Source organism: Arthrobacter sp. FW306-06-A, from assembly GCF_021870055.1.
Lineage (GTDB): Bacteria > Actinomycetota > Actinomycetes > Actinomycetales > Micrococcaceae > Arthrobacter.
In genome coordinates, this window is the sequence record NZ_CP084552.1 from 4,239,371 (window position 1) to 4,266,254 (window position 26,884).

General features: G+C 65.0%; 24 protein-coding genes. 13 read left to right on the forward strand and 11 right to left on the reverse strand.

Annotated features, from left to right (window positions below):
* Positions 1-8 precede the first annotated feature (8 nt).
* Positions 9-926 carry an intradiol ring-cleavage dioxygenase gene (locus LFT49_RS19840; protein ID WP_237429176.1) on the reverse strand — a complete coding sequence of 306 codons (918 nt, stop codon included), beginning with the start codon at positions 924-926 and terminating at the stop codon, positions 9-11.
* Positions 927-1,084: 158 nt separating this feature from the next.
* On the opposite strand from LFT49_RS19840, the gene LFT49_RS19845 reads away from it, so the two are divergent.
* The 5 genes from LFT49_RS19845 to LFT49_RS19865 all read left to right on the forward strand — a co-directional run bounded on the left by LFT49_RS19845 (position 1,085) and on the right by LFT49_RS19865 (position 7,206).
* Positions 1,085-2,128 carry a LacI family DNA-binding transcriptional regulator gene (locus tag LFT49_RS19845; RefSeq protein WP_237429177.1) on the forward strand — a complete coding sequence of 348 codons (1,044 nt, stop codon included), beginning with the start codon at positions 1,085-1,087 and terminating at the stop codon, positions 2,126-2,128.
* Positions 2,129-2,359: 231 nt separating this feature from the next.
* Entirely contained in the window at positions 2,360-3,820 is a 1,461-nt protein-coding gene (locus LFT49_RS19850) for an ABC transporter substrate-binding protein (protein WP_237429178.1), read from the forward strand.
* Positions 3,817-4,746 (forward strand): carbohydrate ABC transporter permease, encoded by a 930-nt coding sequence (locus LFT49_RS19855; RefSeq protein ID WP_237429179.1) that lies wholly within the window; start codon positions 3,817-3,819, stop codon positions 4,744-4,746. The genes LFT49_RS19850 and LFT49_RS19855 overlap by 4 nt, the downstream gene beginning before the upstream one ends.
* An 8-nt stretch (positions 4,747-4,754) precedes the next feature.
* On the forward strand, positions 4,755-5,666 hold the full coding sequence (locus LFT49_RS19860) for a carbohydrate ABC transporter permease (RefSeq protein WP_237429180.1): 912 nt from the start codon (positions 4,755-4,757) through the stop codon (positions 5,664-5,666).
* Positions 5,667-5,688: 22 nt separating this feature from the next.
* Entirely contained in the window at positions 5,689-7,206 is a 1,518-nt protein-coding gene (locus LFT49_RS19865; protein ID WP_237429181.1) for a glycoside hydrolase family 32 protein, read from the forward strand.
* On the opposite strand, the gene LFT49_RS19870 is transcribed toward LFT49_RS19865, so the two are convergent.
* From LFT49_RS19870 to LFT49_RS19885, 4 genes are all read right to left on the reverse strand, one after another.
* A complete protein-coding gene (locus tag LFT49_RS19870; protein ID WP_336886856.1) occupies positions 7,203-7,652 on the reverse strand; it encodes a hypothetical protein in 450 nt (149 codons plus the stop codon). The two genes, LFT49_RS19865 and LFT49_RS19870, sit on opposite strands and share 4 nt — an antisense overlap.
* A 333-nt stretch (positions 7,653-7,985) precedes the next feature.
* Positions 7,986-8,621: a GntR family transcriptional regulator gene (locus tag LFT49_RS19875; protein WP_237429182.1), complete on the reverse strand. Its 636-nt coding sequence runs from the start codon at positions 8,619-8,621 to the stop codon at positions 7,986-7,988.
* 40 nt (positions 8,622-8,661) lie between these two features.
* Positions 8,662-10,125: an FAD-dependent tricarballylate dehydrogenase TcuA gene (gene tcuA / locus LFT49_RS19880; RefSeq protein ID WP_237429183.1), complete on the reverse strand. Its 1,464-nt coding sequence runs from the start codon at positions 10,123-10,125 to the stop codon at positions 8,662-8,664.
* A gap of 118 nt (positions 10,126-10,243) precedes the next feature.
* The gene (locus tag LFT49_RS19885) at positions 10,244-10,912 is read right to left on the reverse strand and encodes a GntR family transcriptional regulator (protein ID WP_237429184.1); all 669 of its coding nucleotides are present in this window, start codon (positions 10,910-10,912) and stop codon (positions 10,244-10,246) included.
* Positions 10,913-11,228: 316 nt separating this feature from the next.
* On the opposite strand from LFT49_RS19885, the gene LFT49_RS19890 reads away from it, so the two are divergent.
* The 5 genes from LFT49_RS19890 to LFT49_RS19910 all read left to right on the forward strand — a co-directional run bounded on the left by LFT49_RS19890 (position 11,229) and on the right by LFT49_RS19910 (position 17,482).
* A complete protein-coding gene (locus tag LFT49_RS19890) occupies positions 11,229-12,320 on the forward strand; it encodes a PrpF domain-containing protein (RefSeq protein ID WP_237429185.1) in 1,092 nt (363 codons plus the stop codon).
* A 40-nt stretch (positions 12,321-12,360) separates the two neighbouring features.
* Positions 12,361-13,458: an ABC transporter ATP-binding protein gene (locus tag LFT49_RS19895; RefSeq protein WP_237429186.1), complete on the forward strand. Its 1,098-nt coding sequence runs from the start codon at positions 12,361-12,363 to the stop codon at positions 13,456-13,458.
* Positions 13,455-15,239, forward strand: a complete 1,785-nt coding sequence (locus LFT49_RS19900; protein WP_237429187.1) for an ABC transporter permease — start codon at positions 13,455-13,457, stop codon at positions 15,237-15,239. Before LFT49_RS19895 ends, LFT49_RS19900 begins: the two co-directional genes overlap by 4 nt.
* A gap of 32 nt (positions 15,240-15,271) precedes the next feature.
* Positions 15,272-16,390 carry an ABC transporter substrate-binding protein gene (locus tag LFT49_RS19905; RefSeq protein ID WP_237429188.1) on the forward strand — a complete coding sequence of 373 codons (1,119 nt, stop codon included), beginning with the start codon at positions 15,272-15,274 and terminating at the stop codon, positions 16,388-16,390.
* Between the two features lie 75 nt (positions 16,391-16,465).
* Positions 16,466-17,482, forward strand: a complete 1,017-nt coding sequence (locus LFT49_RS19910; RefSeq protein ID WP_237429189.1) for a serine hydrolase domain-containing protein — start codon at positions 16,466-16,468, stop codon at positions 17,480-17,482.
* Here LFT49_RS19910 and LFT49_RS19915 read toward each other — a convergent pair.
* Complete coding sequence (locus LFT49_RS19915; RefSeq protein WP_237429190.1) at positions 17,479-18,384, reverse strand: LysR family transcriptional regulator; 906 nt, start codon at positions 18,382-18,384, stop codon at positions 17,479-17,481. The genes LFT49_RS19910 and LFT49_RS19915 overlap by 4 nt on opposite strands.
* A 129-nt stretch (positions 18,385-18,513) precedes the next feature.
* Between LFT49_RS19915 and LFT49_RS19920 the strand changes: the two genes are divergently transcribed.
* From LFT49_RS19920 to LFT49_RS19930, 3 genes are all read left to right on the forward strand, one after another.
* The gene (locus LFT49_RS19920; RefSeq protein WP_237429191.1) at positions 18,514-19,656 is read left to right on the forward strand and encodes a PrpF domain-containing protein; all 1,143 of its coding nucleotides are present in this window, start codon (positions 18,514-18,516) and stop codon (positions 19,654-19,656) included.
* A 57-nt stretch (positions 19,657-19,713) separates the two neighbouring features.
* Entirely contained in the window at positions 19,714-21,024 is a 1,311-nt protein-coding gene (dctA, locus tag LFT49_RS19925) for a C4-dicarboxylate transporter DctA (protein WP_237429192.1), read from the forward strand.
* Between the two features lie 118 nt (positions 21,025-21,142).
* On the forward strand, positions 21,143-22,399 hold the full coding sequence (locus LFT49_RS19930) for an SLC13 family permease (RefSeq protein ID WP_237429193.1): 1,257 nt from the start codon (positions 21,143-21,145) through the stop codon (positions 22,397-22,399).
* Between the two features lie 28 nt (positions 22,400-22,427).
* On the opposite strand, the gene LFT49_RS22640 is transcribed toward LFT49_RS19930, so the two are convergent.
* Genes LFT49_RS22640 through LFT49_RS19950 form a run of 5 tightly spaced genes read right to left on the reverse strand, consistent with a single transcriptional unit; the run spans position 22,428 to position 26,884 of the window.
* Positions 22,428-22,556 carry a hypothetical protein gene (locus tag LFT49_RS22640; RefSeq protein ID WP_272912530.1) on the reverse strand — a complete coding sequence of 43 codons (129 nt, stop codon included), beginning with the start codon at positions 22,554-22,556 and terminating at the stop codon, positions 22,428-22,430.
* Positions 22,556-23,929, reverse strand: coding sequence for an NtaA/DmoA family FMN-dependent monooxygenase (locus LFT49_RS19935; RefSeq protein ID WP_237429194.1), 1,374 nt, complete (start codon positions 23,927-23,929; stop codon positions 22,556-22,558). The genes LFT49_RS22640 and LFT49_RS19935 overlap by 1 nt, the downstream gene beginning before the upstream one ends.
* 11 nt (positions 23,930-23,940) lie before the next feature.
* On the reverse strand, positions 23,941-24,999 hold the full coding sequence (locus LFT49_RS19940; protein WP_237429195.1) for an LLM class flavin-dependent oxidoreductase: 1,059 nt from the start codon (positions 24,997-24,999) through the stop codon (positions 23,941-23,943).
* On the reverse strand, positions 24,996-25,832 hold the full coding sequence (locus tag LFT49_RS19945; RefSeq protein WP_237429196.1) for a DUF1684 domain-containing protein: 837 nt from the start codon (positions 25,830-25,832) through the stop codon (positions 24,996-24,998). The genes LFT49_RS19940 and LFT49_RS19945 overlap by 4 nt, the downstream gene beginning before the upstream one ends.
* Entirely contained in the window at positions 25,829-26,884 is a 1,056-nt protein-coding gene (locus tag LFT49_RS19950) for an ABC transporter substrate-binding protein (protein WP_237429197.1), read from the reverse strand. The genes LFT49_RS19945 and LFT49_RS19950 overlap by 4 nt, the downstream gene beginning before the upstream one ends.

The window sequence follows — 26,884 nt, forward strand, 5'->3', positions numbered from 1 at the left end:
GCGCGGCATCAGACGGTCACGTTGAGCCCGGCTGTATAACCGGTCGCGGCTGAACCGGTCATCGTTGCCAACTGGTAGATGCCGCCGTCGTCGCTGAACACGTTGTCCGACTTCAGCGTTGTGCGGGTCACGTTCGTGATGCTGCGCTCGTACCCGGGGGTGGAATACACGTCATCGCAGGCTGCCTGCGGCAGGGCAATTTGGGAGACGGCCAGTACCTGCCCGGCAGCCGTTGCATTGTTCATCGCCTCGAACACCTCGAAGTGGATGTGCGGCCAGCGCCCGGAGTAGGCGCCGGGGAAGATGGACGTGAACGTGACCTGCCCGTTGGCATCGGCTTCCTGCACACCGCGGAGGTAGTTTTCGCTTTTCAGGCTGGAGTCATACATCGAGTATTTCCCGTCCCGGTCGCAGTGCCACGCGTACACCGCGGCACCGGCCATCGGGGTGCAGCCGTTGGCGTTGTCCAGGAGGGTCAGCGTGAACGTCAAGGGTATGCCCTCGGCCTTGGCGGACGCGGTTCCGAAGCTCGAAGTGATGTCCCGGCGCACCACTCCGGACGCTTCCAGGACGTTCGGTCCGTTGGAGCCGTCTCCGGGGTAGGGGCCTGCGGTTTCCTGGGGGATTTCCACGCCGCACTCGGCGATGGCGCGCGTCAGGGTTGGCGTGGCGGTGGCGGCGTCCGTGGCAGAGCCAGCAGCGGAGGACGACGCAGCGGCGGTAGCCGTGGAGGTGGCCGACGAGGTGGCACTCGTGTTTCCGGCCGGGGTACAGGCGGCGAGCGCGGCGGCCGCACCGCCTGCCCCCAGGAACAGTCCCAGGGACCTGCGGCTCACCAGGGTGTTCAAGTCGAACTCCAGGCCCCGGTCGTGATCGGGATGCGGCTGGTCAGAGTCGGACTGGCGGGGTGTGCGTGAACTGTTCATGATCCAAGGAGACCCCGCGCAGATATGCCACGCACTGGTTATTGCTGTGCCCGTGCTGTGAGTCGATTGGCCGCTCTTCTGGTTCCGAAGCGCCGCATCCCGACAAGAGTCCCTCACACGAGTTAGCTAAGCTGGTCCGAGAGGCAAGGGGAATGAGCATGGCCAAACGTAAGGCGACCGCACTGGATGTGGCAAAGCGGGCAGGAGTGTCCCGCAGCGCTGTATCGCTTGTGCTCAATGGCAGGGCCCAGGGCAACGTCACGGCGGAACGACAAGAGCGCGTCCTTCGCGCTGCGGCGGAACTGGATTACACACCCAATTCAGTTGCCGTAAGTCTGCGCAACCAACAAACTTCTACTATCGGGGTTATCACGGATGACATCGTCACCAGCCCCTTCGCAGGCCGGTTGATCAGTGGCGCCTCCCGCACGGCCCTTGCCCGGGGATACATGGTCCTTGTTATCGATTCGGAGCACGACGTGTCCCGCGAAAGCACCGCGGCACAGCAACTCGCGCACCGGCAGGTGGACGGCATCATGTATGCGACAGGCAGCCTGCGCGAAGTGACCACCCCGGCAACGATGCGTACCTTGCCGGCGATACTTGCCAACTGCACTGACGCCGCCTCCCCGTTCCGCTCGGTCATCCCTGCAGAGGTCGACGGTGGACGTGCAGCCGCACAGCTGTTGATCGACCTGGGCCACCGCCGCATCACCCTGCTAACGGGGACCCTCAGCTCACCTGCCGCCCCGCAGCGCGAACAGGGTTACCGCGAAGCGATGGAAGAAGCCGGACTAGGCCGCGAACAACAACGCGTCCACCTGACCGGCTGGGACATCGATGACGGCTACCGGGCTGCGTCCGCTGTGCTGGGCGGCGGAGACCGGCCGACGGCGATCATCTGCTCCAACGACAGGGTAGCCACCGGCGTGTTGTTGTATGCGGCAGCCGCAGGGCTGCGTGTTCCCCAGGATCTGTCCGTTGTTGGATACGACGATCAGCAGCATGTGGCCGCCAACCTTGTTCCCGCCCTCACCACCGTGGCACTTCCGCACGCCGAAATCGGAGCAACGGCCATGTCGATGCTCTTGGATGAGGTCGAAGGAAAAGCGCCCGCGGCAGAGACTCATGAGGGCGAAACGATCCTGGTGCCTTGCCGGATCATCACCCGGGCATCTACTGGCGCTCCCCCTGCTTCCTGATAGGGCAGGACCCCCCACTCCCCCGCTTCAGCTGACACTCTTCAGAATTCTGGGCGGGTTCCCCTATCCGGCCGCCCCGGCGGCATTGAGCTTGTTTTCCCCTGCCTACGGGTAAAGCCGTTCCCCGGGGATCCCCGCGCGCGACCCTTACAAAGTAACGGACGAAAAAGTTCTTGACACGTGTTAGGTACCACTCCTAACCTACTTAACACGTGTTAGGAGGAGCCGACAATGACGTCTGAAAAGACACCGGGGCAACAAGCCCCTTCGCATTCGCTGCAGTCCGGCAGCAAGCTTTCACAACTCACCCGCCGTTCCATGCTGGGCTTGAGCGGACTCGCCCTGGCGGGAGCCACCGTGGGGGCGTGGCCCCGGCTGACCGGCGCAGACATCCCGGGCCGGGGCAGCAAGGCCCTGAACATCGCCATCCTTGGAACGGCCGCGGATGCCGCGGGACGCCAGGGCCTGATCCAGGCCTTTACCGCCGCGCATCCGGACATTCCAGTGCAGCTGCAGGCCATCCAGGGTGCGGACTGGAAGGACTTCTTTTCCAAGATCCTGACCATGGTTGCTGCGGGAACACCGCCGGATGTCGTCTATGTCGCCACCGAAGGTGCCCAACTTTTCGCCGACAAGCTCGCCGAGCCTTTGGACAGTTATGTCCGCCGGGACGCCACGGCGATGAGCGATTATTTCGACGACGTTCATCCCAGCCTCTTGGAAGCCTTCATGTACCAGGGAAGCCTGTACCAGCTTCCATTGGACTGGAACGCGGCGAACATGTACCTGAATACCACCACCTTCGCCCAGGCCGGCCTTGAGCGGCCAAAGGACGATTGGACCAAGGACGACTTCACCGCCACCCTGCGGGCCCTGCGCAAGGCCCGCCCCGTTGATTTCACCCCGTACTACTGGACCAACCGGCTTTTTGGCGGGGTTGTGCCATGGCTTTACGCCAATGACACCAGCTTCCTGTCCGAAACGAAGGCTCCCGGCGGGGACTGGCTTTGGGACCGCTTTTACCCCAACGACCCTGCCAGGGGTACCCGCGGCGGCGGGTATCAGTGGCTGGCTCCCAACGCCGAGGACGGGCGGGTTGTCGAGACCTTCGACTACCTGCGCGAACTCGTCGCCGAGGGACTCGGCGTGCGTCCCGAATCCGGGGGCGGCAACGCCCTGGTGGGCCTGTTCGGCAACAACCGCATCGGCACCACGCCGGCCGGTGGCTACTGGGCGCAGGGCCTGCATGAGGCCGGGATGACCGCCGGTCAATTCGACGTACAGTTCTTCCCCCGCTGGCGGACCCAGCGCCATCAGTTCGGCGCTGCCGGCTACGCAATCATGCGCACAGCCAAAGACAAGGACGCGGCGTGGGAATGGGTGAAGTTCTGCTCCAGCCGCGAAGCGATGCAGCTGGCGATTCCGAAACCGAACACCACGCCCACCCGCCGCTCAATGGTCAACGAGTCCTTCTACGCTGCCACTGGCCCCCGTCACTGGAAAGTCTTCTACGACACCCTGGACAGGTTCCCCACCTCCGGCCCGATCCCCGCGCCGCCGCAGCAGGCGGCCGTCGAGACTGCCCTGATGAAGAACGTCTCCACCGCGGTCAGCGGCAGCTCCGCCGATGTCCGGGCAGCGATGGGCAACCTGCAGCGCGACCTTGAACTGGCTCTGAGGAGGAACTCATGACCACCACTTCCACCGCCCCACGGCAAACCGTGAAACCACCGGCCGCGCGCCGCTCCTTTGTCGAGCGTTGGCTGGCGAGGATCTTCCTTGCTCCCACAGTGCTCGGGATGGCCCTTTTCACGTTCCTGCCGATCATCGCTTCGCTGGTCCTGGCCTTCTTCCGCTGGGACATCATCTCCGCGCCACAGTTCGTCGGTTTCGCCAACTTCGCCTCACTGGCACAGGACCCCACCGTGCGCGTGTCCTTCCTGAACACCATCGGGTTTGTCATAGTCGCGGTAATCCTTCAACTGGGCATCGCCCTTGGCCTGGCCTCCATGCTGCAGGCCAGGATGCCGTCCTGGCTGAGGGTGTTCCTCCGTTCCACCTTCTTCTTCCCCCTGGTCCTGTCCGCCGCATCGGTGTCCATCTTCATGCGGTACATGTTCAACGAACAGTTCGGCGTGGTGAACTGGCTCCTGTCGCTCGTCGGGATTCCCGCTGTGCCGTGGCTGACAAGTCCCGCGGCGTCTGCCGCCGTCGTGGTCCTGGTCTATGTGTGGCAGAACTTCGGGTTCTCCTTCCTGCTCTTCCTCGGCGCCCTCACCAACATCCCGAAAGAACTGCACGAAGCAGCGAACCTGGATGGCGCCACGGGCTGGAAACAGTTCAGCAATGTGACTCTTCCATTGATCAGCCCCACTGTGCTCGTGGCCTCTGTCATGGCCATCATCAGTGCCCTGCAGGTCTTCGACCAGCCGTATGTCCTGACCAACGGCGGTCCCGGCGATTCCACCCGTACCGCCGTCATGGTCATCTTTGAATCCGCCTTCCAGCAACTGGAGTTCGGCAAAGCCTCTGCCATCGGCCTGGTACTCACCGTGCTGATCCTTGCCGTCACAGCCCTGCAATTCCGCCTTAGCCGCCGCTTCGTCTTCTACCAGTGAGGTCCCCCATGTCCAGCCAGACTTTGCAGACCGGGACCGGCAAGCATTCCGGTTCCATCACCGAAACGCCGATCACCCCTAAGCCCTCCCGCAGCCGCCGCCTGCCCGCAGCGGGCACCGTCGGCAGATACGCGGCGTTGGCCGTGGCAGCGGCGCTGACCCTCGGCCCTGTCCTGTGGACCTTGTCCACCTCGCTGCGGACGCCGTCGGAATCCTTCAACCTGCCGCCGTCCTTCCTTCCCATCAACCCTGACTTCACCGCCTACCAGGAAGTGTTCAAGCAGATCAATGTCGGCCTCCTGGTCCTGAACAGCGCCCTGGTGACCGGGTTGATTGCACTTGGGCAGATGGCGTCGGCGACCCTGGCCGGCTATGCCTTCGCCCGCCTGGACTTCCGCGGCAAAAACGCCATCTTCTCACTGGTGCTGGCCACCATGATGGTCCCGGTGCAGGTCACCATCGTCCCGGTGTTCATGCTGATCCGGGGAATGGGTCTGTCCGACACCCTGCTGGCCCTGATCCTGCCTGCCATTCCCACAGCATTCGGAACCTTCCTGATGCGCCAGTACTTCCTTGGCCTGCCAAACGACTTCGCCGAAGCAGCCGCCCTGGATGGAGCCGGGCCGTGGCGGATTTTCCGTTCGGTCTACGTTCCCCTGGCGGTCCCCGGCATGGCCATCGTCGGGATCCTTGCCTTCAACTTCCACTGGAACGAGTTCTTCCGGCCACTGATCCTCACCATCAGCGAACAGAACTTCACCCTTCCCCTCGGCCTGGTCACGCTCCAAGGCAACCTCGGAACCGGCAGCATCTCCGTGGTCCTCGCCGGCGTGATCCTGTCCATGCTGCCGGCACTGGTCGTCTTCATCTTCGGCCAACGAACCCTGCGAGAAGGCCTGACGGCCGGCGCCAGCAAATAACCCAGACTTCCAAAAGGAACCCATGGAAACCCTCACTACGAACAATGCAGCAGCCACCGCCGACGTTTACAGGCCTGCCCTGCATTACGCAGCACGAAATACTTGGCTCAATGACCCCAACGGCCTGATTTTCCATGAGGGCGCCTACCACCTCTATTACCAGAACAACCCGCTGGGCAACGTCTGGGGAAACATGTCCTGGGGACACGCCACGTCCACAGACCTGTTGACCTGGACAGAACACCCTGTCGCCATTCCCTGCGACGAAAACGAAGAGATCTTCTCCGGCAGCATGGTCTATGACCGGGACAACACCAGCGGCTTCGGCGCCGGTTCTGTTGCCCCGCTCGTAGCCATCTACACCAGCGCCTACAAACCAGGCTCCCAGCACGAGGGAATCCAGGCCCAGTCCTTGGCCTACAGCCTCGACGGGGGCTACACCTGGACAAAGCACGCCGACAACCCTGTACTGGACCGCCGGTCAGCCAACTTTCGCGACCCAAAAGTCATACGGTACGACGGCGGCGAGGGCAGTTACTGGGTGATGGTCGCCGTCGAAGCCCAAGACTTCAAGGTGGTCTTCTACAAGTCCGAAGACCTGAAAAACTGGGAACCCCTGAGTACCTTCGGTCCCGCGAACGCCACCGGGGGTATCTGGGAATGCCCGGATCTTTTCCCGCTGCCAGTTGATGGCGACCCGGAAAACCTCAAATGGGTGCTGACCGTCAACCTCAACCCTGGCGGCCCTAACCGCGGCTCGGCCGGCCAATACTTCGTTGGCGACTTCGACGGAACCTCCTTCATTTCCACGAGTACGGTGACCTCAGGCCTCAACGGGGGTGACCTACGGGGCGACTACCAATGGCTGGACTGGGGCCGGGACTACTACGCAGCTGTCTCCTTCAACGACGCCCCGGACAACCGCCGCCTCATGATCGGGTGGATGAACAACTGGGAATACGCCAACCACATCCCCACCACACCCTGGCGCAGCCCCATGAGCCTCGCCCGCGAAGTCTCCCTCCAATCCATCGACGGAGATCTGGCACTGGTCCAGCAACCAGCAGGCGACTGGACGGCGTTGGCCGCCCTGGAGCCGTTCTCACTTGCGGACACCACGATTGACGACGGCGTGAGGATGCTGCAGGGTGCGGCAGGCACGGTTCAGCGCATTGATGTCAGCCTTGCTCCCGGAAGCGCGAAGGAATTCGGACTTGTCCTGCGTGGCGACGGTGCCAAAGGGACCCGCGTGGGCATCCGCCCGGACGAAGGCCAACTGTTCGTCGACCGGCGGGAGTCCGGACAGACTGATTTCCACGAATCCTTCCCCTCCCTCGACACCGCGCCCGTACGGACAACGTCCGGTTCCTACGACCTCAGCATCGTCGTTGACCGCTGCTCCGTTGAAGTCTTCGCCCAAGGCGGCCAGGTCACCATGACCGAGCTGATTTTCCCGGCCGAGGGCAGCACCGACCTCGCGGTCTTCGCCGTGGGCGGTACAGCCACGATCAATAGCCTTCAGGTCACGCGGCTGGCCTAGGAGGCCATGCGAGCCAGGGGCCGGCTGCCACCTCGCGTCGGAGAACCTTTCCGGTCCAGGATCAGCGCCAGGGCAATTCCGAACATCCACACATCCTTTGCCAGCGCAGTGCCTTGCTGGCTTGGCCGGATCCCGTCCTCCAGGGTCATCTCCGGGATTCGTCGGTACATGGTGAGGAGGGAGCCGGAGAAGAGGCCAAGGCCCAGCCCCGCCAGCCGGCTCGGCACGAACGGTGCCAGGAGTGTTGCGCCCAGGGTCATCTCGGCATAGCTGAGCAGCTTCCCAAAGTTTTCCGGCTCCATCCGGTTCAGCTGCGGATACACCTTGGCGCCCATGCCCTGCAGTCGGGCGGCGCTGTCCTTGTCCAGGTTCCGCTTGCTGTAGCCGGCGTTGAAGATGAACGCTCCGGTGGCCAGGCGGAGGGGAATGTGGCTCAGTTTCATCATTGGTCCCTTCACAATGCGCGGGTTGATGCGGGAGAGCTTAATCCGCCCGGCTTTGCCCCGCCAGAGCCCACAGCCGGACGCTTCCAAAGGGAAGCACCCCTGGAGGGTTCGACGGCGGCACTCGCCTGGCCGCCGCCGTCGTACGTTCCAGCAGGGTGGCCACGTGCAGCAGGCAGCTGAAAAGCAAGGTGGGGCAGGCTCATTGGAGCCTGCCCCACCTCTTGCGCCGGCTGACGTCCTGCGCCCGACTTTCGGGTTTCCTGTTGCGATGGAGTATGCAGGAACATCGGCCGGCGGGTCTTGTAGGGGACACTGCCAGGCCGCGGGTGCGGCCTAGAGCGTCCTGGGATCCTCGGCGTACATCTTCAACCTGATGGCCAAAGCGTCCGACATGTGGCGGGCCGCGATCTCCCCCGCGCGTCCGGGGTCGCCGTCCCCGATGGCGGCCAGCAGGTCGGCGTAGTCTGCCAGCACCACCGGCCACCTTCCGGGATAGGTCAGTGTAGTGAGGGTGTACCGGCGCACCTGCTGGTCCAAGCGCTCCAGCAGGCTGATGAGCGACGGGCTGTGGGTGGCGTGCCACAGCTGGGCGTGGAAGGCGCGGTTGGTTTCCGCGAGGGCCCGGCCGTCGCCGGCATCCAGCTGCTGCATCTGCGTCAGCAGCCCCGTGAGCAGTTGACGGTCCAGGGCTGTTGCCTTGACGGCGGCCTTGGCGGCGGCGGCCTGCTCCAGAATGATCCTCGACTCGTAGATATCGATGATCTCCTCAGCCGAATGCGTGCGGACCACCACTGCCTTGCCGCGACGTTCGACGAGCCCATCCTGTTCCAGCCGCTGGAGCGCTTCCCGCACGGGCGTCCGGGATGCCCCGTACCGCTCGGTGAGCTTGGCCTCCGTGAGCGGCTCGTCAGGCGCGAAGACACTGGCGAGAACATCCTCGCGGAGCCGCTGGTGGATGGGACTGGCCACTTTTCCTCTTTTCCGTTGCTTGTGGGGACTGCTGGGTTGCCTAGGCGATGGAGCCGGCGCGGCGGCCGAAGACGGCGCCTGCCGCAAGCCCGGAGCCGCCGGGGTAGTTCCCGCTGAACAGTCCACCCAGTGCTTCACCGCAGGCATAGAGCCCTTCGAGCGGCTCAGCGTCTTCGGTCAGCACGCGTCCCCAGGTGTCCGTCTTGAGGCCTCCGAATGTGAAGGTGATGCCGCAGGTCACCGGGAAGGCGTAGAACGGGCCGGTGGTGATGCTGCGGGCCCAGTTGCTCTTGGGCGGCTGTGTGTCTGCGCGGCGTCCGTCCTTGACGTTGGGGTCGAACGGCGCATTCTCAGTGATCGATTCATTGAAGCCCTGCACCGTTTCCTCCAAGCCCTCGGGGCTGATGCCGGCTTTCTGGGCCAGCTCGGCCAGGGTCGGCGCGGAAACCACCGAAACGCCCGGCATGTCGTATTCCTCGGCCCGCAGCATGGGGCGGGAGGCCGAGTCGAAGATCTGGAAAGCGGCCGATCCCGGCTGGGCCAGGATGTCCCGGCCGTACTTCGCGTAGGTGTAGTTGCGGTAGTCGGCGCCTTCGTCCACGAACCGCCGGCCCTCGATGTTCACCACGATGCCCAGCGGGTACCCGCCGCGGGTGAGCTGGTTGGTGAGCTCCAGGTTGCTCTCGTTTTCCGGGTGCCAGGCGTCCCAGGCCACGCTGTGGCAGGTGGACCAATCGCCGCCCCTGGCCGCGCCGGCGTCCAATGCGGCGAGGATCATCTCCCCCGTGTTGCCCGGCGTGCCGCGGACTTTCGCGTTCTGCCAGCCCTCGCCCAGGTGCTGGCGGCGCAGTTCCGGTGAAGCTTCGAAACCTCCGGAAGCAAGGATGACCGACTCAGCCCGGAACTCCCCTTCTTGGGACGAAGTGCGGTAGCGGACGCCGCAGACGCGGCCGTCCTCCTGGATAAGTCCGGTGGCCGCGCAGTCATAGATGACTTCCACGCCCATGCGCTCCGCGGCAGCCCGGTGGTCCGCCATGAGTCCCTTGCCACCGCCCACGTTGCCCACGTGCAGTCCGCCCCAAAACAGATACCCTCCGTCCTGGGTCCGGTACGCCTGGCGCTCATACATCAGGCGGTATTTGAGTCCCATGCCCTGCAGCCAGCGCAGGGTCGGGTTGCTTTCGCTGACCAGGACCGCGGACAGTTCGGGGTCGTTGCGCCCTTCGGAGACCTTGGACAGATCGGCAAGGTATTCGGCTGTGGTGTAGGCGGGGACTTCGCTGGCGGCGTGCCGGTCGTCGGGTTCCACAAATTCGATGAGTTCCTGGAGCCCGTCATGGGAGATGCGGGTGGCACCGGCGGTGTAAAAGCTGTTGCCGCCCGATGCGGCTTCCTGGGCCTTTTCCAACAGGACCACTTTGCGTCCACGCTCGGCCGCTGCAAGTGCTGCCGCAAATCCGGCGTTGCCGCCGCCAACTACCAAAACGTCGCTTTTGCTCATCATCAGTCTCCTCAGCTCCATCGCTGTACACGATTGTATACATATGTATGCCGTCGTCTGCAATAGCTCTTATCCCGGCAGTGGTGCGGAAGGCAGGAGCGGCAGGGCGCAGGAACGGCGGTTACCCCAGGCGCGGTTGGTTGAGCTCCTGAGCATCGATGTACATCTGGATGCGGATGTTCTTGGCCTCATCCATGTGGGCGCTGGCTATGCGGCCGGCCTCCTCGGCGTTCCGCGCGCGGATGGCCACCAGCAGTTCCTCGTGCTCCTTCAGCACGCGCTCCCAGCGTTCCCTGGTGGACAGCGTGGTTCCGGGGTACCGGATGAAGTGCACCAGGATCCGGTCCAGCAGATCAAGGAGAGCCGCACTGTGGCTCGCAGCCCAGATGCGCTCATGGAACGTGCGGTTGGTGGCGGCCAGTTCGGCCGGAGTGGCAGCGTCAAAGTCCAAGGTGACCATGGCCTGGTGCGCGCGGTCTATGAGCATCAGGTCCATGTCCGTGTGCCGGAGGGCCGCGGTTTTTGCGGCCGCCTCCTCCAGGAAGGTCCGGACTTCGTACAGGTCCAGCATTTCCTCCGGGCGGTACTCCCGCACCTGCATGCGTGAGCCGCTGCGCTCCACGAGCCCCTCGGTTTCGAGGCGCCGGAGCGCTTCCCGGATGGGAGTGCGGGAGACGTTGTACTTCTTGGCCAGGCCACTTTCAACAAGCTGGGCACGGGGAGGCAGCTCCTGCGAGATGATGGCGTTCCTGATCATCAGGTAGGGGCTTGTTTCTGGTTGCGACGCCACGGGCGGCCTCCGGTCTTCACGGAACAAGCGGCAGGGCGCGCGGCGCCATACCTTTAGCCGCAATTCTAACGCACTGCATACCGTTCTAGCCCCCTGTGAACAGTGCGTCGGTTTGACGCGCTTTCAGCGCCCCGCAGACACTCCTCCATCTCCTTCGCTGTATTCACATTCCCCTTGCTGTTGCTTAAGCAGTAGCAACGGTATACCGTTTGTGACCAACGCCATACAAACGGGCATCTACCGAACTCCGGATTGCCTGACTTTGAACATTTGCCCGGCGGCTGCACACGGTGGCGCGGGTACTCCAGGAGAACCAATGACGCTTCTATTCAGGGACGAACCGCAGGGCGGCTCCCTCCCGGTGACCCCGGTCCCGGCCACGCTCGTCCGTGGCGGCACCAGCAAGTGCTGGATATTCCGGGACGAGGACCTTCCGTCCGGTCCTTTGGAGACCGAACGCCTCCTTATCCGCACTTTTGGCTCGCCGGACCTCCGCCAAATCGACGGAGTAGGCGGGGCCTCATCCACCACCAGCAAGGCGATCACCGTTGCCGGCACGGACCCGGACGGAACCGTCCGCTACCGGTTCGCGCAGGTGGCCATCGACAAGCCCGCCGTTGAGTGGGCCAGCAACTGCGGCAACTGCGCAACCGCCCTGGGCCTGTACGCGCTGCATGCCGGGCTCGTCGCGCCCACCGCGGACGTCACCCGGGTCCCCATCCTGAACACAGTGACAGGGCTGCGCCTCGTCTGCGAGATCCCGACGCCGGGGGCGCAAGTACCTGCCTACGGTGGCCGGCGCCTCGATGGCCAGCATTACCCCGGAGTCCCCATCGACGTCATCTTCCAGAAAGCCTCGTGGTCCAGCTACGGCACACAGTTCCCCACGGGCAATGCGGTCGACGACATCGACCTGGACGGACGGCGGTACCGGGCGACGCTGATCGACGCGGGTGCTCCGGCAGCGCTCTTCGATGCACAAGACCTGGGACTGGATGCGACAGGCAGTGAGGAAGCGTTGGAGTCGCTGGTCCGGATTGCCCCGCAGCTTCGCGCCGCGGCGGCGGTCAAGATGAACCTGCCGCAGAACCTCAGCTCCATTCCAAAGGTTGGCATCGTGGGGCCGCCCCCGGAAGGAGCAACCGGCGTCTCGGCACGGATGATCTCCATGACCGCGCTGCATCCCGCCATCGGCCTCACCAGTGCAGTCGCCGTCGCTGCCGCCTCAGGCACTGCAGGCAGCGTGGTGCATCGCAGCATGGTTCCGGCGGCGGAGCCCGGACTCTCTATCCACTTGCTGAAAGGCAAGACCGCCCTGGCACTGGACGCAGCCGATCCCGTTGAAGTCTCCTTCCAACGCTCCGCCCGCGTCATCAGCGAAAGCACCATCCTGGTGCCAAGTGACTGAACAAACCCCTACCGGAAATAACCAGCCCAAGGAATCAGCCATGAAGATCAGCATTCAAAACCTGCAGCTGAAGTACGGAAGCTTCACTGCCATCGAAAACCTTAACCTCGACGTTGAAGACGGCGAAGCACTGGTCCTCCTGGGCCAGTCGGGATGCGGCAAGACCAGCACCATGCGCTGCATTGCCGGCCTGGAGGAGCCCACCTCGGGGCGGATCATCATCGACGACGTTGTGGTCTTCGACTCCGAGAAGGGCATCAACCTGCCCCCGAACAAGCGCAACGTCGGCATGGTCTTCCAGTCCTACGCCGTATGGCCCCACATGACAGTGGCCCAGAACGTCGCCTACTCCCTCAAGCAGAAGAAGCTTCCCAAGAACGAAATCGATGAGCGCGTCATGGAGGCGCTCACGCTTGTGGGGCTGGAGCCGTACGCAGACCGCGGCGCCAGCCTGCTCAGCGGCGGCCAGATGCAGCGTGTCGCCCTGGCGCGCAGCCTGGTGATGCGGCCCAGCGTGCTCATGCTCGACGAACCGCTCTCCAACCTTGACGCCCGCCTGCGTGACCGGCTTCGGGTGGAGCTGCGTGAAATCCAGCTCCAGCTGGGACTCACCTGCGTGTACGTCACCCACGACCAGCACGAAGCCTTCGCGCTGGCAGACCGGATCGCACTGCTCCAGGGCGGACGGATTGTGCAGATGGGAGCCCCGCAGCACATGTACGAGGCGCCCGCCAGCGCCTCGATCGCACACTTCCTGGGCGTCTCCAACATCATGGACTGCACCCCCGAAGGCACGGCCGCGGGATCTACCACCGCACGCATCACCAACAGTGAGCTCACCGTCCAGTCGGCGCAGCAGGCCACCGATGCAGGCACATCCCCCAAGGTCTGCATCCGGGCGGAGGACCTGCAGATCACCGCCCTGCCAACGGAACACCCCAACTCCTGGCCCGGAACGGTCCGGGTAGCGGGATTCCAGGGGAACGACATCCGGTATGCGATCCAGCTGGAATCCGGGCCCGAACTGGACGCACTCGGCGGGCTGAGGCGCGGCGAACAGCACAAGGTGGGCGACCGGGTTTGGGTGACTGTCAACCCCCGCGAAGTCCAGATCCTGCCGGCTGAGGTCCTCGCATGAGCCTCAAGACCAGCCAGGCGACCCGCCGTGCCGCGGCCCTCCCTGCACTGAAGCCCGAACCCCGGGACTACCGCTCTGCCCGGACCATCGCGGGCCTCCGGAAGAACACTCCTGGCCTGATCGTCCTGGTCATCCTCGGCGTCCTCATTGTCCTGCCCCTTGCCCTGGTCCTGCTCGCAGCATTCTCCGACAGTGTTCCGCGGCCGGGCAGCATCTCCCTGGGCGGCCTGACGTTGTCCAACCTGGCGCTGCTGGCCACTCCGGAAGCGCTTGGCGCCCTGGTCAACTCGCTCATGGTGGGGGCGGGCTCGGCAATCATCGCTTTGCTGATTGGCGCATTCCTGGCCTTCGTATGCGCCCGTTCCGATGCACCGTGGCGGAAGTTCATCTTCTTTATCGGCATGGCACCGATGTTCATTCCCGCCCTGGTCGGCGCCCTGGCCTGGTCACTGCTGTGCTCGCCCAGCGCCGGGTACATCAACATCTTCCTCCGCGACCTGGGCATTGACGCCGCCATCAACATCTACAGCCTGCCGGGCCTGGTGTTCGTGCTGGGAATCTTCTACGCCCCGTACGCCTTCCTGCTGCTGCACAGCTCGCTGTCGATGATGAACGCCGACCTCGAAGAAGCGGCAACGGTTCACGGGGCTCCGCTGCGCACCATGCTGCGGACCGTCACCCTGCCCCTGGCCCTGCCGGCCATCCTGGGATCCGCGGTACTGGTCTTCGCGCTGACCATGGAAAACTTCCCGGTGGCCCAGGTCATCGGCAACCCCGCCGGCGTGGACACGCTGCCCACCTACATCTACCGCCTCATGAGCGCAACACCGGCGAAGAGCAACCAGGCGGCCAGCGTTGCAGTGATCCTGACCGTTGCGCTGATGGCCGTGACCCTCATCCAGCAGCGCATCATCAACAAGCGCAAGTTCACCACCATGACCGGCAAGGGCAACCGTCCCCGCCAGGTGCCGCTGCGCAAGATGCGCTGGCCTTTTACGATCATCGCCCTGGCCTACTTCGCGGTTTCCGTGGTCCTGCCCATGCTCGCGCTGCTGGCCGCTTCGATGCAGGCCACCCCCTTCGTGTCTTCGATGTCCCAGCTGCTCGAGGCGAATTCCCTCAGCTTTGCCAAACTGATCGAGGTCCTCGGCTCCAACGATTTCCAGCTCGCGCTCAAGAACAGCGTGCTGGTGGCCCTGATCGCAGCGTTCGCCGGCACCACCCTCAGCTTCATCGCCTCCTACATCCGGTACCGCACCAAGTCCAAGGTGGGACGCCTGATCGAACTGGTGGCGATGACCCCTCTGGCCGTCCCCGCCATCGTCATGGGCATCGGACTGCTCTGGACCTGGCTGCTGCTGCCGCTGCCCATTTACGGGACGCTGGCGATCCTCGCCGTCGCCTGCGTTGCTGTGTTCATGCCGCAGGGCTACCGCGGCGTATCCGCCTCGATGCTCCAGATGGACCAGGACCTCGAGGACAGCGCCGTCATGCTCGGTGCGGGACGCACCAGGTCCGTCCTGGACGTCACCCTGCCCCTGATGCGCGTCGGCATCATGTCCTCATTCCTGCTGTTCCTCATGCTGTCCATGCGGGAGCTCAGCGCCTCCATCTTCCTGTTCACCTCGAACACCCGGATCCTTTCCATCCTCGTGTTCGACAACTTCGACAACGGCCAAAGCCAGGCGGCTGCCGCCGTCAGCGTCCTGTACTGCCTCGTCATCGGAATCCTCGCCGTCATCGCCCAAAAAGTCGGCGGCGAACGCAAGACCAAGAACTGAACCTCACCCCCACCTCGAAAGGGACACCCACAATGAAGTTAGCGTCCAAGCTCCCCGCCTTCACCGCAGCCGGAGTGCTCCTGGCCCTCAGCCTGACCGGCTGTGGAAGCGCCGCCCAGAGCGCCGGCGTCGTCACTGCCAGCGCGGCTGTAAAGACCGACGACGGGCTGGCCATCAACGGCGAGTCCATCGCTGACAAGGCAACCTACGAGAAGGCGAAAACACAGACCCTCTCGCTGTACTCCGGATACACCGATTCCTCTGAGAGCGCCCTGGTGGATGCCTTCACCAAGGACACCGGCATCAAGGTCAACGTGGTACGGCTCACCCCCAACAAGCTCTCAGAGCGTGTGTTGTCCGAGCAGGGTGCCGGCAAGCTCAGCGCCGACGTCATCCGCACTTCCGACTACCGGATCGCCAAGTCCATGGAGGACGCGAAAGTCTGGAAGGCCTATGACGTCCCCGGCGCCTCCGCGCTCAAGGACGTTTCCGTGGACGGGGGACAGTTCACCCGCATGTTCAACTCGGTGTACACCTTGGGCTACAACACGCAGCTGGTGAAGGAAGCCGATGCCCCCAAGTCCTGGGCTGACGCTGTGGGCGGTAAGTGGCAGGGCAAGCTGGGCATCGTCCAGGGCGGCTCGGGCGGCAGCACCGCCGCCCTGAACAGGTTCATGGAAACCAAGATGGGCGGCGACTACTTCGCCAAGTATGCTGCGCAGAAGCCCAAGATCTACGATTCGCTCGGCGCCGAAGCCACCGCCCTGGCCCGCGGCGAAGTAGCCGTGGGCACGGTCACCATCAGCGGCACCAACATCTCGGCCGTGCAGGATAAGGCTCCCGTGAAGTTCATCGTCCCGGAGGAAGGGCTCGTCTCCTACGACTACTACCTGGGAATGACGGGCACGGCCACGAACGTGGAAGCCGCGAAGGTGTTCATGAACTACAACCTTTCCAAGCAGGGCCAGCAGGTCTTCGCGCAGATCGGCGAATACCCGGTCCGCACCGACGTTGCACCGCCCACCATCATGGGTGTGACCCTCCCGGCCGTCGATTCCGGCAAGGTTTACCGGATGCAGAACACGGACGCCGTGACCTACGGCAAGGACGACCTGACCAAGTGGAACCAGGTGTTCGGCTACACCAAGTAAGCCCTGAACCGTGCCTGGGGACCCGGCCTCGCCGGGTCCCCAGGCTTTTTGGTTTCACCCACCGCCAGGAGCCCCGTGACCGCCGCCCACGACCCCGCACTTCCGGTGCCCCGGAACACCTCCTCCCTGCTGGTCCTCCGGAACGGGGCAACCGTCCTGGAACTCGGCGATACCACCCGGGCCAGCTACGTCGCCTCTGTCCGCAAGAGCCTGCTCTCGATCCTTTTCGGCATCCAGGTGGAGGCCGGCATGGTCAGCCTCGACGCGACCCTCGAGGAGCTCGGTGTTGATGATGTGGGCGGCCTGCTGCCCCTCGAGAGGACGGCGCGGCTCCGTGACCTCCTGACCTCGCGTTCGGGGGTCTACCATCCGCCCTCCAGCCCGGGCAGTGACGAGCATGCGTTCCCCCCGCGCGGCACAAAAGCACCGGGGCAGCATTTCCTCTACAACAACTGGGATTTCAACGCCGCCGGCGCCATCTTCGAGAAGGTCAGCGGTGTGACCGTCTTCGAAGCGTTCGAAAAACACCTGGCCGGTCCGCTGGGATTCGAGGACTATGAGCCCACACGCCAGCTCATGCTCGGGGACGCATCCAAGTCCGCCTTCCCGGCCTACCATTTCTTTCTTTCCGCCCGGGATCTGGCAAAGATCGGGCTGCTCATGGCGGCCGGTGGGCAGTGGGAGGGCCGGCAACGAGTGCCGCAGGAGTGGATCCAGGCAAGCGTGGCCTCCCACGTGATGCGCGAAGACATGGCGGCAGGTACCGGTTTTGGCAACTGCGACTACGGCTACCTTTGGTGGCTGCCCCGGGAACGCAACCCGCGGTGGGACGGGGCCTTCCTGGCAGCAGGTAACTACGGGCAGTTCCTGCTGGTGCTACCGGCAATCAACAGCGTCATCGTGCATCGGCGCTTCGTCAGCGACAACTTTGCCATCGCCCGCAACACCCGCCCGGCGGCCGCCTTGACGGCTCCCGCTCCGGTGACCCACGGAGAGTTCATGGACCTTGCCCGCGCACTCGTCGACGGGCCCCTGGCCAGTCAGGTGGCAACGGAAAGGACGCCGCACGACGCCGGTCCGCGCCTTTGTTAGGAAACCCCGCCTTTGGCGATGGATCTGAACACCTTGGTTGCCTGCTGCGCGGCAGGGCTGAGCCGCCGGTTTGCCAGGTGGGCAAGGAGGATCCGGCGCTTTGGGGATCCAGCCAAGGGGACCGCGACGACGTCGGGGCGGAGGGCGGTCAGCGCCAGCTTGGGCGCCAGGGCGATTCCGATGCCTGCAGCCACCATGCCTTGCGTCTCTTGGTAATCGTTGGCTGCGAACGCGATCCGCGGCTCGAACCCTGCGTCGCGGCACACCCGGCTGAGGACGTCGGCAACGGGGTGCTCGTCGCGCACCACCCATTCTTGGTCGCTCAGTGCGCCGATGCGGACCGAGGCCAGTTTCGCGATGGGGTGGTCACGCGGTACCAGCAGCACCGTTGGATCATTCATCAGCCTGACCAGGGTCAAATCGGGATCGTCGATCTGCTGCCACGGATAGTCCCACAGCAGCGTGAGTTCGATTTCCCGTCGCCGAAGCCGTTCCAGCAGGCCGTCCCGCCTGGCACTGACAACCGTTACCGCCACCTCAGGGTGCCGGGCCCGGAACGCCAGCACAACGTCCGGCATCAGCGATGCTCCCACGGTGGGGAAAGTCCCCAGTCGCAATTGCCCCCGTCGAAGGCCCGCGAACTCCCCCATTTCGGCGCGGGCAGCTTCAACGGTCCTGTCGATCTCATCCGCGTAATGCAGGAGGGCGTGTCCCGCTTCGGTCAGGACTACACCCCGGGGGTGGCGTTCGATGAGGACCACGCCCATCTCCTGCTCAAGTTTGGCTATCTGCTGCGAGACCGCCGAGGTCGTGAACGAAAGGGCCGCAGCAGCGGATGTCAGCGAGCCGGAGCGGCCCACTTCACGAAGCACATGAAGCCGGTGAAGGTCGAGGATTGCCATAGGTTGAGTTTAGCAAAAGTAGATGGTTGTCGATTTTCTTGTGATTGTGCTGAAGCCTCTTATCCCGGATCGTAGAAGTACGAGGTGCTGTGAAGTAGAGCACCCTGCACGTTACAAGGGAGAAATACAGTGGGACTCAAAGGACATTGGTACCGGGGCGGCACCAGCAAGTGCTGGCTCTTCGATGCCAGGGACGTGGCCCTCCATGCCCCCACCCGCGAGGAAATCCCCGCACTGCTCTCAGCAGCTTTCGGCGCAGCGGATGCGCGGCAGCTGGACGGCGTCGGGGGCGGCACGTCCACCACGTCAAAGGCTGCAGTCATCTGGGCAACTCCTGACACCGAGGCAGACCTTGACTACCTTTTCGCCCAGGTGGGGATCGGTGACCCTACCGTTGAGCTGGGTTCCAACTGCGGCAACTGCGCCACGGCCATTGCGCTGTTCGCGGTCCAGTCGGGCATCGTTGCCGCCCAGGACGGCATGACCAAGGTCCGCATGCGCCACCTCACCTCCGGGGCGGTGCTCACCGGAAGCGTACCCACCCCGGGAGGGCGCATCCCCAAGTCAGGTTTGGCGCGGGTTCCCGGCAGCAGCGCAGCGGGTGTCCCCGTCAATCTCTCCTTCCACAGCCCCTGGGGCAAGAGCACGGGGTCTGTGCTGCCTACCGGCAACACGGTGGACCAGCTCCAGGTAGATGGCAGGACGCTCAGTGCCACCATGGTGGACGCAGGCGCCCCGGCTGTGTTCCTCCCCGCTGAGGAAGCCGTCGTCGATCTGTCCTCGATGACGGACAACCTCAGCGCGCAGCTGCCCACGCTCATTGCAGCCCGCGCGTCGGCTGGCCTCATTATGGGTCTCCGGAAGCCGGAGGACCCGCCGCAGAACGCTGTACCGAAAGTGGGTGTTGTAGCGCCTGCCGGCGACTACATCGCAGCCGACGGAACAACCATTCCTGCCGACAGCCACGACGTGCGGGTGCGGATGCTGTCCATGCTCGCGCCGCACCCTGCCATCGGCCTGACCTCAGCCGTGGCAGTTGCCCTTGCAGCCTCGCTGGAGTCATCGGTGGTGGCCAATGCAGCGGGACTATCACCCTCCACCAGCACCGGAAGTCTTCGTGTGCTGCGGATAGGGACGCCTGCCGGCGTAATCACCGCCGACATCATTTCCGATGACACAGGCGCCGTCACCGAAGTGGCCCTCCACCGGGCGGCCCGGCACATCGCTACTGCAGACATCGACGTGGCCCAGCCCGCTGAGCTGTCCGCCTAAAACCCTTATCTCTTTGCCCCATTATTAATGGGGCCGCAACAACCAGGAAGTTGTTCAATGAAGATCAAATCCATCCTCGGACACCTGTATGTCCAGGTACTCATCGGAGTCGCCCTCGGCGTCGTTGTAGGCGCACTGTGGCCGGATCTCGGCGCATCGCTCAAGCCCATCGGTGACGGCTTCGTGAAACTCGTGAAGTTCATGATCGCCCCCATCGTGTTCTGCACCATCGTGGGAGGCATCACCTCCCTGCGGGACACCAAAAAGGTGGGCCCCACCCTGATCCGTTCGCTGGGCCTTTTCTACGCACTGACGGCACTCGCCCTGGCCCTGGGCCTGGCCGCGGTGACGCTGTTCCAGCCCGGCGCCGGCATGCATATTGATCCCACGCACCTGGACTCTTCGGTGGCCCAGAAGTACACCACGCAGCTGCCCAGCAGCAACCCGGTGGACTTCATCCTGAGCATCATCCCCACCACCTTCGTTGGCGCCTTCGCCGACGGTGAGGTCCTGCCCGTGCTGGTCATTGCGCTGCTGTGCGGCTTTGCCTTCAGCAAGCTCGGTGCACCCGGGAAGCTGGCCCTGGACGTGGTCAACAGCTTCAACAAGCTGCTCTTCATCATGTTCGGCTACATCATGAAGGTAGCCCCGCTGGGAGCCTTCGGGGCCATGGCATTCACGGTTGGCAAGTACGGCGCGCACTCCATTGGAAACCTCGGCATGCTGATCCTTGCCTTCTACGCCGCCTGCATCGTCTTCGTGGTGGTGGGCCTGGGTGTCCTGGCCAAGATGACCGGTTTCAGCCTGTGGCAGATCCTGCGCTACTTCAAGGACGAGTTCCTGATCGTCCTTGCCACGTCCTCCAGCGAACCCGTCCTGCCGCGCCTGCTCTCCAAGCTCGAACGGATCGGCTGCGACCGCAGCGTTGTGGGACTGGTGGTTCCCACCGGTTACTCCTTCAACCTCACCGGAACGGCCATCTACCTCACCCTCGCCTCCATGTTCATCGCCCAGGCCTGCGACATCCACCTCAACTGGGGCCAGATCCTGCTGATGCTCGGCATGATGCTGCTGACCTCCAAGGGTGCGGCCGGTGTCACCGGCAGCGGATTCGTGGCCCTGGTGGCGACCCTGACCGTCATGCCCACCCTCCCCGTGGCCGGCGTCGCCCTCATCGTTGGCATCGACCGCTTCATGAGCGAGGCCCGAGCCCTCACCAGCACGGTCTGCAACATCGTCTCCTGCGTGGCAATCGCCAAATGGCAGGGCGAGCTGGACATGGCCAAGCTCCGTTCCGAACTCCAGGCCGGCTTCGTGCCCACCGAAGCAGAAAAGGTGCAGCTCGCCGAGCCTGCCCTGGCACACTGACCGCCTGTGCAAAATGAATACCACCGCGGTTCGCCCGGGGCGCCACGCCCCGGGCGAACCGCCGTTGTGGGGTAACGTCGTCGCCAAACCAGCGGTCACCACGACATCGGAGCAGGCCATGACAGCCACCCAAATCATCCCGCTCGTCATCCTGGTGGTGATGTTCATCGTTGCCACCAAGTGGCCGCTGAACATTGGCGTGATGGGACTGGTGGCCTCGTTCGGCGTCGGCTACTTCATGCTTGGCATGACCGACGTTGAGATCCTTGCCGAGTTTCCGGCCGCCATCGTCCTGACGATCATCGGCGTCACCTACTTCTTCAGCATGGCCCAACGGAACGGCACCATCGACATCATTGTCCAGGCATGCGTGCGGCTGGTCAGGGGGCGGACGATGCTGCTGCCGTGGGTCTTCTTCCTCGTGGCCGCCGTGTTGACGTCCCTTGGCACGTTCTCTCCCGCCGCCGTCGCGCTCCTCGCCCCGGCGGCCATGGGCTTCGCCTACGAGTCGCGCCTCCACCCCGTGCTCATGGGGGCGTTCATCATCAATGGCGCGCACGCAGGCGGCTTTTCCCCGCTGTCCGTGGCCGGCGTGCTGGTCCACAACATTTCGGTGAAAAACGGCTTCCCCGTTTCCCCGATGGCGCTGTTCGCCGCCAGCTTCGCGCTCAACCTCATCCTGTCCGTGCTGACCATCATCGCGTTCGTCCTCATGCGGCGGCTGCATGATTCCCTCAGCGGCGCCGCCACGCTGCAAGGCCCCGCCACGGCCATCCGGCCCCACGGCCAGCAGGTCCTCACCCTGGTACTGATATTGGGGCTGCTGGTGTGCACCTTGGGTTTTCACCTGCCGATTGGGTTCGTGGCCCTCTCCGCCGGCCTCCTGCTGGCGCTGGTCAACATCAAGGAGCACCGCACGTTTATTGGCGGCATTTCCTGGTCCACGGTCCTGCTGGTGGCAGGGATGATCACCTACGTCTCGCTGCTCCAGCGCGTCGGCGTCATCGACACGCTGGCCCAGCAGGCGCTGGCACTCGGCGCACCCCTGCTCATCGCACTTGTCCTGTGCTACGTCATCGGAGTCGGCTCGGCTTTCGCGTCGTCCACTGCTCTGCTCACCGCGTTCATCCCGATGGCGGGCCCGCTCCTGGCCGCCAGCAGCCTCAGCGCCTCCGGAACCGTCGCGTCCCTGGCCGTCGCGGCGACGGTTGTGGACGTTTCGCCCTTCTCCACCGATGGCGCCCTGGTGGTGGCCAACGCCCGGGAGGACGACCGGCAGCGGGTCTACCGCCAGCTCATGTTCTATGCCGGGGCGGTTGTCCTGGCTGCCCCGGCCATGGCATGGGCGCTCCTTGTGCCCACAGGCATCCTGTAGCCGGCCACACCCCTGACTACCCAGAGCCCTACAGCCACTGCTCCCACACCGTCAGCTGCAGCCTGACGGTGTGGGAGGACGCACCCACGGAAGGGTCGACGGCGGCGCCCACCTCGCCACCGTCGTCGTCCCTTTCAGCAAGACCGGCCCAGCGCATCAGGCTCGAACCGCCTCGGCAGCCCCAGCCGCTGCGCGCTCCGGCGTCTCCAGCCCCAGGTGCTCGCGGAGCGTGCTGCCGCGGTACTCGGTGGGGTACACGCCGCGTTCCTGCAGTTCCGGCACCAGGTGGTTCACGATGTCGTCCAGGCCGGTGGGAATCAGCCACGGGGAGATGTTGAACCCGTCCACCGCGCCAACGCGCGCGTACTCGGCCAACTGGTCCGCCACCGCCGTGTAGGAGCCGGTAAAGGTGGAGTCGATGCGGGCCGTCTTGGAGGTGACGAACTGCCGGATGGACAGCCCCTTGTCCTTGGCTTCGGCCCGCCACTGGTCGGCCAGCTGCCGGGCCTTGGCTCCGTGGAAGCCGCTGCCGCGGGTCTCCGAGGTTTCCTCCACCACGGGATCGATCTCCGGCAGCGGCCCGTCCGGATCGTATTCGGACAGCTCGCGTCCCCAGAACTGCTCAAGGTAGGCGACCGCCTGCTGCGGTCCGATCTGCAGGCTGCGCACCCAGTCCTTCTTCTCCAACGCTTCCTCGGCAGTGGCGGCGAGGATGAATTCACTCGCGGGCATGATCTGCACTGCGTTCGCCCCACGGCCTGCGGCGATGGACCGCTCCACGAGGTCCTTCCGGAACTCCACGGCTGCGTCGAACTTGGGATGGGCCGAGAAGATCACGTCCGCCTGCCGGGCGGCGAAGTTGCGTCCCTCGGGCGAATCGCCGGCCTGGAAGAGCACCGGCCGGTACTGGGCGCTGCGCGGCAGCCGCGGCGTCACATCCACCGTGTAGTGCTGGCCCTCGTGCAGCACACGCCGGGCGGGCCCTTCCGGAGTTTGCCACGAGTCCCAGATCCGTTTGGCGGTCTCCACGAACGCTTCGGCGTGCTTGTACCGGTCGGCGTGGTCCAGGTAGCCGCCGCGGCGGAAGTTCGCGCCGGTCCACGCGTTGTCCGTGGTCACGATGTTCCACGCCGCGCGGCCGCCGGAGATCAGGTCCAGCGACGCGAGCCGGTGCGCCAGGTCCGCGGGATCGTTGTAGGTGGTGTTCTGCGTGGCCACCAGGCCGATGTTCTCCGTGACGGACGCCAGGGCGGCAAGCATGGTCTGCGCGTCCGGCCGGCCCACCACATCCAGGGCGTGCGGGCGGCCCAGGTGCTCGCGCAGGCGCAGCCCCTCCCCCAGGAAGAACGCGGCGAACAGCCCCCGCTCGGCGGTCTGCGCGATGCGACGGAACGACTCGAAGTCCGTCTGTGATCCGGATTCCGGCGCCTTCCAGATGGTGCCGGAGTTAACGCCCTGGAAGAAGACGCCGAACTGGATCTGGCCGCTCGGCACAAAAACATCGGATTTAGCACGGCTGTGCTGCGTCATGGTGTTTCCCCTTACTTTCCCGCGCCATGAGGCGCAGCGGTGGCAGATGCGTAACGGCTGGCCGGGCGCTCCAGGCCCAGCACGTCGCGGAAGGTCCCGTCCTGGACCACCGGACGGAGCAACCCGCGGCGGCGCAGCTCCGGCAGCACCAGCCGGCTGAGTTCCTCAAGGTCGACAAAGAGCGACGCCGGGTGGAGCCGAACGCCGTCGGCCTCCGCCAGCAGGGACGCCAGGAAGTCCGTGAGCCCCGCCGCGGAACCCGCAAAAGCCGCCCGGCCGCCGTCGAACGTTGCGACCCGTGAACCCGCAGCCTGCCCACGCGTGTCCAGGACGACGTCGAGCTCGGCAACGATGGCGACGCCCGCACCCACCCGCGCCTGCACATCCCGGACCTCGGTCGCCAGCAGTTCAGCAGTGGGCGCGGAGACCAGCACCGCATCCACGGCTTCAGCTGAAACTTCCCCCAGCAGGGACGCCGGCACCAGCACCGGCAGCTGCCCCTGGAGCGGCCGCGGAATAATGGACGGCCCCTTCACGGAGTAACCGGCTCCGGCAAAACCGGCAGGCGTTTCGAAGTCGGCATAGTGGAGCTTGTCCACGTCGATGTACCGCCCGGTGGGGACGTCGCGGATCACGGCGTCGTCCTCCCACGAGTCCCACAGCCGCCGGGACACCTCGATGGAGGCAGCGGCTTCCTGTCCCAGCGCGGCACCGGTTACGGAGGAGCGTCCGACGGCGGCAGCCGCCTCGGGCGATTCGGCCGCGGCCACGATCCACCCGGCCCGGCCCAGGGAGACATAGTCCAGGCTGGCCAGCTGGGTGGAGACGTGGAACGGCTCGGTGTAGACACTGTCCACCTCGGGAACCAGTGCGATGGTCCGTGTCACGGGCCCGGCGAACGCGGCGCGCTGCAAAGCGTTCGTCCGGCCCGGAGCAGGCGCATCGGTGAACGTGGCGGCGTGGAAGCCCGCCGACTCGGCCGCCACAACCGCCCGGGTGATGTCCGCACCGTCCCGGCCGGCGCCGTCGAGCTCGATGGCCAGGAAACCCGGCCTGGGAAAAGTACTCACTGCTGATCCTGACGTTCGTAGGGAATCTTCTCGCCGGCCTCGATGGCCACGGGCAGCCGGTTTTCGGCCGGCGGCAGCGGGCAGGTGGCCAGGTCCGTGTAGGCGCAGGGCAGGTTCACGGCCCGGTTGAAGTCCAGCAGCACGGAGCCGTCCGCGCCGGGCACCACCGAAAGCGAGCGGTTCGCCGCATAGGTGGTCTTGCCGGAGGTCTGGTCCGTGAACAGGACGGACAAGGAGCCCGGGGCATGGCCGTTGAACGCGGTGAGCACCAGCTCCTGGCCGGCCAGCTTGAAGCGGATCTCGCCCGGGGCCTCGTACACATGCTGGATGCCTTCGACGGCGGCACCCACGGTGGTGGGCCGCGGCGCCTCGAACGGCACGAACGTTCCGCGGACCGCGTACGCCGCATCGGGCGAGTAGGCGGGCGTTCCCTGGTACTCCTGCAGGAGCGGGTTTTCCGGATGACGCGGCCGCACGATGTACTCACCGCCGCGCTTGGCCAGTTCGATGACTGAATCGCCGGAAACCAGGTTGATGCCGCCGCGCTCCTCGATCGGCCCGAACTCCAGGGTCGCGCCGGACGGCGTGTTCAGCTCCCTGCCGTCCTGCTGCAAAATGTCACCCGGCGCCAAAACCACGCGGACGACGTCGGCCTCCACGCTCCAGGTACCGGGGGCACCTTCCAGCGGCGTGGGTTCGTCGCCCAGCCAATGCAGGTGGGTCACGGCCAGGAAACCGTGCGGGTGAGCCCGGTGCTGCTCGTGGGCTGCATGCCATTCCTGCCAGTCGGCGTCGAAGGACTCAAGGGCGGTGCCAGTGGATGATGCGGTCATGATGCCTTCCCTGAGGGAGTTGCAGCGGGCTGCGTTGCCGCGAAGTTTTCCGCCGTAATGGTCTTGGATTCGGGCAGCGCTTCCTCGGACAGGCCCCAGCGCTCCAGCACCTTGCCGTAGGAGCCGTCCTTGATCACCGAATTCAGTGCCTCGGAAATCACCGGAGCCAGCCCGTTGCCGCGCAGGGTGGTGGCGGCCACCAGGGTTTCGGACGGCCAGCCGGCGTTCACCTTGCCCACCACCTTCAGGTCGTCGCGGGTGTTCTCCCGGTACACCGTGGACGGGTAGGGTGCGATGTTCAGGTCGGTCCGGCCGGAGGACAGCGCCAGGATAGTGTCGGCGTCGGACGAGTAGTACTGAAGCGTTGCCGGCGGTTTGCCCTTGCCCTCGAGTTCCTTGTTCCAGGCCAGCAGGATCTTCTCCTGGTTGGTGCCGGACCCCACGGAGATCTTCAGGCCGGAGATGTCGTCCGCGCCCTTGATGTCGTAGGTGGAGGACTTCCTGGCCTCGAAGCCCATGTACGCGGCCCGGTAGCTGGCGAAGTCGAACAGCTTCACCCGGTCCTTGTTCACGCCCACGTTGGAGAACACGGCCTCGAAATCGCCGGACTGGGTCTTCAGCGGCCAGTTCTCCCACGACGTGACCTGAACGTCCAGCTCCAGTCCAAGTTTGTCCGCCACCAGCTGGGCGATGTCCAGCTCCGAGCCGATGGGCGTCTTGTCGTCCGTGGCGTGGAAGGACAGCGGGATGGAGCCGGCCGTGGTGGCAATGGTGAGCTTGCCGTCCTTGCTGATCAGCCCGGGGACCTTGGCGGCGAGCGCGGCGTCCTTTTCTGCCCGGATCCGCTGCTGGTCCGGCGAAGTGTTGTAGACCACGCCGTTGCGGGCCGCCGTCGTCTGTGCTGCACCGCTGGCATTGCCGGCGGCCGATGCGCCCGGGTCGGCGCAGCCGGCGAGCGCGGCAGTACCAAGGAGTCCGGTGCCAAGAAGGACGGCGGCGGGAAGCACCGCGAGTGCGCGGCTGCGGCGTGGGCCGCTGGTTGGGAAAGCCAT